Source organism: Candidatus Thiosymbion oneisti (genome assembly GCF_900092655.1).
GTDB lineage: Bacteria > Pseudomonadota > Gammaproteobacteria > Chromatiales > Chromatiaceae > Thiosymbion > Thiosymbion oneisti.
Genome location: NZ_FLUY01000945.1, coordinates 1 through 6,710 on the forward strand (window position 1 = coordinate 1; position 6,710 = coordinate 6,710).

Sequence of the window (6,710 nt, forward strand, 5' to 3'; positions counted from 1 at the left end):
GCCGCATCCCGCAGTCAACGCCAAATAACCCAGGATTGCACCCGAACAGGCACCGTGCCGAACGCGGCGTAACGCAACCCGACGCTCGGATCCGTTTTAACCAGGCAGCTTCTGAGATTCCTCAGTCGATTTCGCTCCGAACGCTGAACCTTTAGAATCTGACCCAGACCTTGGCGCCGAAAACGTCATCCACCTCGCTTAGGATCCGGCTGGGGACGGCAGCACCGGGCAAGCCGGGGGCATCGACTTGGCGGAACTCGTAATCGGCGAGCACGCGCACCTGTTTAGTAGGGCGGTAGGTAATGCCGAGGGTAAAGGTCTCGAAGCGGCGCTCGGTCTCCTTTTTGTTCGTACCTCGGTTGAGCCGATCGTAGCGGGCACGCAACTCCCACTTGTCGAACAACCGGTAGCCCCCATCCAGATACCAGCCGTCGGCTTCGTTGTCCGGCAAGACATTGAAACCCGCGATCACGTTACCCTGGTTGCCGGCGGAACCGGGGACGGCGCCACCGTCCGTGCCGTTGAAGATCATACCGTCGGCCTTGACCCACTCGCCCGCGACACGCCAGGGGCCGCGACGGAAAACGGTACCCAGGCCGTAACGCTTGCGGTCGAAGGTCTCTGTCTTTTGTTCCGCGCCGATCCGGAGCTCCCGTTCCCCGTCCTGATACCAGCCGGTCAGCTTCAAGCCATCACGGGAGGCGCCCTTGCCGCCGAAGATCAGTTCGGAGCTCCAGTAGAGATACCAGTCCGGCCGGCCGTCACCGGAGCCGTTGTAGATGGCCAGCCCGCTTCCGGTACCCGCCATGAGGGCATAGGTGTGCTCCCAGGGGCCGGTCTTGAAGGCGTCGAAGACCTGGATGCCGGTATCGCGCCAACCGCTCAAGGGGCCGTCGAAGACGTTGGCGTCATGCTTCAGGGTCCCGTCGCTGTCGAAGAGGCGTTCGTTGGTCAGCTGTCGGGAAAGGTTGGTGGGCCGAATGTAGTCACGCAGGACCGCGGGCTGTAAGCCTTCTTCCGAGCCTGGTTGCTTGAACTGACCGATCCGAATCCGGGCATGGGGAATCAGGTTGAGGGTGACGCTCAGGTCCGTGAACTTGACGTTGGGGCTGCCGTTTTGGGAGATGCCGTTGTCGCCGGCGAGCGGCGAGATCCGGTAGTTGAGCTTGCCGGCGAACAAGCGTCCCTGCAGTCCCAGGCGGACATGAGAGATCTGCAACTCGGAAGTGTCTTCCAACCGGGGCACGATCTGGTTCGGCATCAAGGGTTGCCCCTTAAAAGGACCGGCCGCAATCCGCGAACCGTCGGTTTGTTGGTACTCAATACCGATGAATCCGAAAGGACGATAGGCAGGCGCGGTGGCCGGCTCGGTTCCCTGGAGCATGATCCAATTGACCGCGGACGCCGGCAAGGCGTAAAGCAACACGGCTGAACCCAGGATGGCCGCTCCGGCGCGCGCGCCCCGACTGCACCCTCTCATAGGAATTTCCTCATTGTTCGGAAGGGGAACCGCAGAGGTTCGGATTGAGTATGGGAAAATGATCCGGTCGCCTCGATCCGGCCGCGGGTCATACGGATTTTCACAGACCGAAAACGAAACCAGCGGTGAGGATCCGCGTCATCCATAGATGGAAAAGAGCATCTGATCTTTTGCGACTGATTGGCGTTCATTGGCGGCAAAAAGAATTCCCGATGGGAGAACCGAACCCATGTTATCGGGACCTCGGCACGGCCGGACTTGGCAACTGACACCCAGTTTCTGAATATTTTGCACATAGCCCGTAGGGTGGGCTACGTCCACCAGCCAGGCACGCTGTTGGTGGGCACAGCCCACCCTACGGGCCTGATAAAGAAAAATAAGGTGAAACATAATACTAGGCAATACCGATTAGCTTGTGGATCTGAAGACTCAGCCGCCAGCGCGGGTGGTTCATGCAGTAGGTCAATGCGTCCCGCGTGTTTTGCTCCAGGCGCGGCCCGTCCATGGGCTGCAGGAAGAAATGATCGAACGCCAGCTGCTCGAAAGGTTCCGGCGGTGCCTCCGCTTGGGGATAGACCAGCTTCAGCTCGTTGCCTGACCGTATCGCAAGCTCCGCATTCGCCTTCGGACTGACGCAGACCCAGTCGAGACCCGGGAGAGCCGGTATGGTCCCATTGGTCTCCACGGCCACCTGGAAGCCGCAGGCATGCAGCGCCGCGATCAGGTCTTCGTCAAGCTGCAGCAGGGGCTCGCCGCCGGTGCAGACGACGAAGGGGGCGGTGGTCTTCCCGGTATGCCGCGGCCAGGTCGCGGCAATCCTGTCCGCCAGCTCCGCCGCGTCCCGGTAGGTGCCGCCGTGCTTGCCATCGGTACCCCGAAAGTCCGTGTCGCAGAACCGGCAGCTGGCCTTGGATCTGTCCTGCTCCCGGCCCGTCCAGAGATTGCAGCCGGCAAAGCGACACAAGACCGCTGCGCGGCCCGTGTTCGCGCCTTCCCCTTGCAGGGTGTAGAAGAGCTCTTTGACAGCATAGGTCATGACGGCAGGGCCGGACCCGGATCGCCCCAGCACAGCGAGACCCCGCAGCCGGGGGTCTCCTGCAAGTCGATGCGGTCGAGCTGCGGGAGCTCGGCCGCCACCGCTGCGCGCAGCCATCGGACCAGGCTCGCCGCATCGGCGTCCCCGAGACGCGGCAGTTCGTTGAGCAGTCGATGGTCGAGCTGCCTGTAAAGGGGTTGGAAACGCGCCTTGACATCGCCATAGTCCATGACCCAGCCCATGACCTGATCCAGGGGTGCGCTCAGGTGCAGCCGCACCAGATAGCTGTGACCGTGCAGGCGGCGCCTGGAAGCACTGTCAGGGGCCCGGACCAGGCGCAAGGCGCTCTCGAATCGCTGCTCGGTCCAGATGCGGAAGTGCCGGCCATCATAGTGACAACCGGCGCTGGCGGTCTCGTAGACGCTGATCCAAGACAGGGCCGGCAGCAGGGGCTTGAGCCGCTCCCACAGCCAGGCCGAGAGGTGCTCGCTGGTAGGGTTTGCGAGTCCCGGCAGATCATTCAGGCAGGTATGGTGGAGCCTTCGATGCAGGGGCGCCCAGACCGCGCCGAGCCGGTCGCAGTCGATGCCCATGTCGTCGTCCCCCAGGTCCTGATGCGCATGCAGGATGACCTCGAATCCGTGTCCGTGCATACGTCCGCACTTGTGGCCTGCCGGTACATTGGGCAGCTGGTGGGCGGCCTCGAAGCGGAAACGACGCCACAGATGGGCCTGATTCGAACCGGCGAGGTCCGCTCCTTGGTCCCGGGTGCTCCGGATACCTACCGACTCGATACCCGGTATCCGGAGGCGGGCACGCACCCAGCGGGCCAGATTCTCATCGGTGGGAACCGGTAGGTACTGGTTGAGATCGCGGTAATCGAGATCCGCGACACAGTGCTCCAGGTGGTCTCTCAGCGCATCCGTCTCGCCACCCGGAAACGGCGCCCAGCCGGCCGGCAGCTCGGCCCGCACGTGGGCGAGGAAGCTGTGTCCGTGCAGGCGCCGCAATCGGTGCCCCTCCGGGAGGATGGACACCCGCCGCGCCGCCTCGAACGGGACGGCCGCTAGGTGCAAGAGACGTGCCGTCACGGCGCAGACATCCCGAATCCGACGAGCAAGGGATCGGCGGTCCCGACCTCGGCGAAGCCCTTGGCGCGCAGCCGGCAGGCATCGCACCGACGGCAGGGGCGACCGGCGGCATCCGGATCATAACAGCTACTGGTAAGGGCATAGTCCAGGCCCAGCCCCACACCCTTACGGATGATCTGCGCCTTGGTAAGCCGGATCAAGGGTGCGTGGATCCTGATGCTCCGGTGCCCTTCGGTGCCCAGCTTGGTGGCCAGATTGGCCATGTGTTCGTAGGCCGCGATGTACTCGGGCCGGCAGTCGGGATAGCCGGAGTAATCGAGGGCATTGACGCCGATGAAGATATCGCCTGCCTTCAACACCTCCGCCCAGGCCAGGGCAAAGGACAGGAAGACGGTATTGCGCGCCGGGACATAGGTGACCGGGATGCCCTCCTCCATCTGCTCCGAACCCCGATCCTTCGGTACCGCCAGGTCGCCGGTGAGGGCCGATCCGCCGAAACGGCGCAGATCGATGTCCAGGATGAGGTGCTCGGCTACCGCTAAGGCCCGTGCCACCCGGGCCGCGGACTCGAGCTCTATCCGGTGCCGCTGGCCGTATCTGAAGGACAGGGCGTAGGACTCAAACCCCTCCGCCTCGGCGATAGCCAGGGTCGTCGCGGAATCCAGTCCGCCACTGAGGAGAACCACTGCCTTGGTCATACATACGCCTGCATTGAGTCCGATTGATATGATTCAAAATCAAAATTAGGGAGTGGCTAAATTTTAAGTGGAGAAGCCTGCTTAGTCCTTTTCCTTCACCGTTGAATCTGAGAAGCTGTCTGGTTAAATGCTATACACACTTGGCGACCCTGATCCGCAGCCTAGGGGGTGTTCTCAATTAACAAACTAACTAATCCTCGCTATCTCGAGCCACGGATCGACACGGATTGGTCTCCATCCGTGTCGATCCGTGTTCATCCGTGGTTCTCTTTCCAGTTGTTATCTGCACTGACCAACGGTTTTTACAGGCTGGATGGCCGCAACATCCCAGCGGTCCGCACAGCGGACCCTACAGTCAATCAGGTGGTCAGTAGGGTCCGCTGCGCGGACCTTCGGAAGGTCAACACCCCTGGGGGGCGTTCTCAATGGAGCCGAATGCTCGCGAGAATCACGCACATCAGGCCCCTGCAACTGGCGGCGGGTTGTTCATAACAGGTTGTTATCCCTGGATAATTTGTTAATTGAGAACGCCCCCTAGCGATCCGCACCATGCTCTCTGCGGTGCCGGCCAGGATTTCATAGTCCGTGGCCAACCGTCAATAATGACCAAGCCGAGCAAATGTCCGCTCGAGGATCCAACGCATGGGCAAAATGGCGGATGGATTAGAATGCCGACTTTCCCATCCGACGGGCTGCACCTACATGATTTCTCTCATCGACTATGGTGCCGGCAATGTGCGCAGTCTGCGCAACGCGATCGGCAGGTTGGGTTACGCGCTTACCGACATCACGCGGCCCGAGGACATCCTCAAGGCCGAACGCCTGATCTTTCCCGGCGTGGGCAGCTTCGGGGCTGCGATGCAACGCCTGCATTCCCTGGGGTACGTGGAGCCGCTCAAGGAATATCTACAGGCCGACCGACCCTTCCTCGGGATCTGCATCGGATTGCAGTGCCTGTTTGAGGGCAGCGAGGAATCCCCCGGTGTGGCCGGACTGGGACTCATTCCCGGGACGATCCGCCGTTTCGACGCGAATGGTCTTTCGGTCCCCCACATGGGTTGGAACGGGGTCCGCCCCCAACGGGATTCTCCTCTATTCAACGGGTACCGCGGCGAGCAGCTCTATTTCGTCCATTCCTACCGTGCGGCGCCGGAGCCCGCCAACGCGCACTGGTCACTGGCCTGTACGGACTATGGTGGGGAGTTCCTGAGCGCAGTACAGAAGGGCAAGGTCGCGGCGGTTCAATTCCACCCGGAGAAGAGCGGCGAGGTCGGGCTAGTCCTTCTGGATCGATTTCTGTCGGACGCGCCCCTGGAAACCGCCGCCGCGCCCTACCGGGACCCGGAGCGGACGCGGCTGGCCAAGCGCGTCATCGCCTGCCTGGATGTGCGCACCAACGATGCAGGCGACCTGGTGGTTACCAAGGGTGACCAGTACGACGTGCGCGAACAGGGGCAGGTACGCAATCTCGGTAAGCCGGTAGACCTGGCCCGGCGCTATTATGCGGAAGGCGCCGATGAGATCACCTTCCTCAACATCACTGCCTTTCGCGATTTTCCCCTTGGGAATCAGCCGATGCTGGAGGTCCTGGAACGCACCTCCGAGCAGGTGTTCGTGCCCTTGACCATCGGCGGAGGCATCCGCGCCTTCACCGACATGGACGGTCGTCACTATTCGGCGCTGGACGTGGCCGCGGCCTACTTCCGCTCCGGGGCCGACAAGATCTCCATCGGCAGCGATGCGGTGGCCGCCGTGGAGCGGTACCTGCAACATGGGCGCGCGACCGGCGACAGCGCCATCGAGCCCAGTGCCATCGAACAAATCGCCCGGGTCTATGGCAATCAGGCCGTTGTCATCTCCATCGATCCGCGCCGGGTCTATGTTGCCGCGCCGGACCGGACCCGCCACCGCACGGTACGGACCCAGGTCCCGGGGCCGAACGGCGAGCAGTTCTGCTGGTTTCAATGCACGGTGAAGGGCGGACGCGAAGGCCGGGACCTGGACGCAATCGAGCTGGCCCAGGCCTGCGAGCAGCTGGGCGCCGGTGAGCTCCTGCTCAACTCGATCGACCGGGACGGGACCGGCACCGGCTTCGATCTGGCACTGGTGGAAGCGGTCAGCCGGTCCGTGACTATCCCCGTCATCGCCTCCAGCGGCGCCGGAGAGGTCGCCCACTTTTCCGAGGTCTTCGAGGTCACGGACGTGGAGGCGGCCCTGGCCGCCGGCATCTTTCACCGCCGGGAGGTCCCTATCACAGCCGTCAAGGCACATCTGAAGGTCAGGGGTATCGAGACCCGCGAGGCGTCGCAGGGCAAGCGCGTATAAATCTCTTGGCTCTTTATGGATTCCGGACTGCCAAGGATCATGGAAGGGTACCACCGGACGTTTTGGAGTGCGGCGGCAAC

At 62.6% G+C, this 6,710-nt stretch carries 5 protein-coding genes; 1 reads left to right on the forward strand and 4 read right to left on the reverse strand.

Going from position 1 to position 6,710, the window contains the following annotated elements; translation table 11 throughout:
• Window positions 1-151: 151 nt before the first annotated feature.
• The 4 genes from BQ17_RS09665 to queC form a co-directional block, all read right to left on the reverse strand.
• Complete coding sequence (locus tag BQ17_RS09665) at window positions 152-1,480, reverse strand: porin (RefSeq protein WP_089726545.1); 1,329 nt, start codon at window positions 1,478-1,480, stop codon at window positions 152-154.
• A gap of 394 nt (window positions 1,481-1,874) precedes the next feature.
• On the reverse strand, window positions 1,875-2,516 hold the full coding sequence (queE, locus tag BQ17_RS09670) for a 7-carboxy-7-deazaguanine synthase (protein ID WP_089726552.1): 642 nt from the start codon (window positions 2,514-2,516) through the stop codon (window positions 1,875-1,877).
• A complete protein-coding gene (locus BQ17_RS09675; protein WP_089726547.1) occupies window positions 2,513-3,607 on the reverse strand; it encodes a 6-carboxytetrahydropterin synthase in 1,095 nt (364 codons plus the stop codon). The genes queE and BQ17_RS09675 overlap by 4 nt, the downstream gene beginning before the upstream one ends.
• Complete coding sequence (queC, locus tag BQ17_RS09680) at window positions 3,604-4,305, reverse strand: 7-cyano-7-deazaguanine synthase QueC (RefSeq protein ID WP_089726550.1); 702 nt, start codon at window positions 4,303-4,305, stop codon at window positions 3,604-3,606. Before queC ends, BQ17_RS09675 begins: the two co-directional genes overlap by 4 nt.
• A gap of 702 nt (window positions 4,306-5,007) precedes the next feature.
• On the opposite strand from queC, the gene hisF reads away from it, so the two are divergent.
• On the forward strand, window positions 5,008-6,630 hold the full coding sequence (gene hisF / locus BQ17_RS09685; RefSeq protein WP_089726553.1) for an imidazole glycerol phosphate synthase subunit HisF: 1,623 nt from the start codon (window positions 5,008-5,010) through the stop codon (window positions 6,628-6,630).
• Window positions 6,631-6,710: the final 80 nt, after the last annotated feature.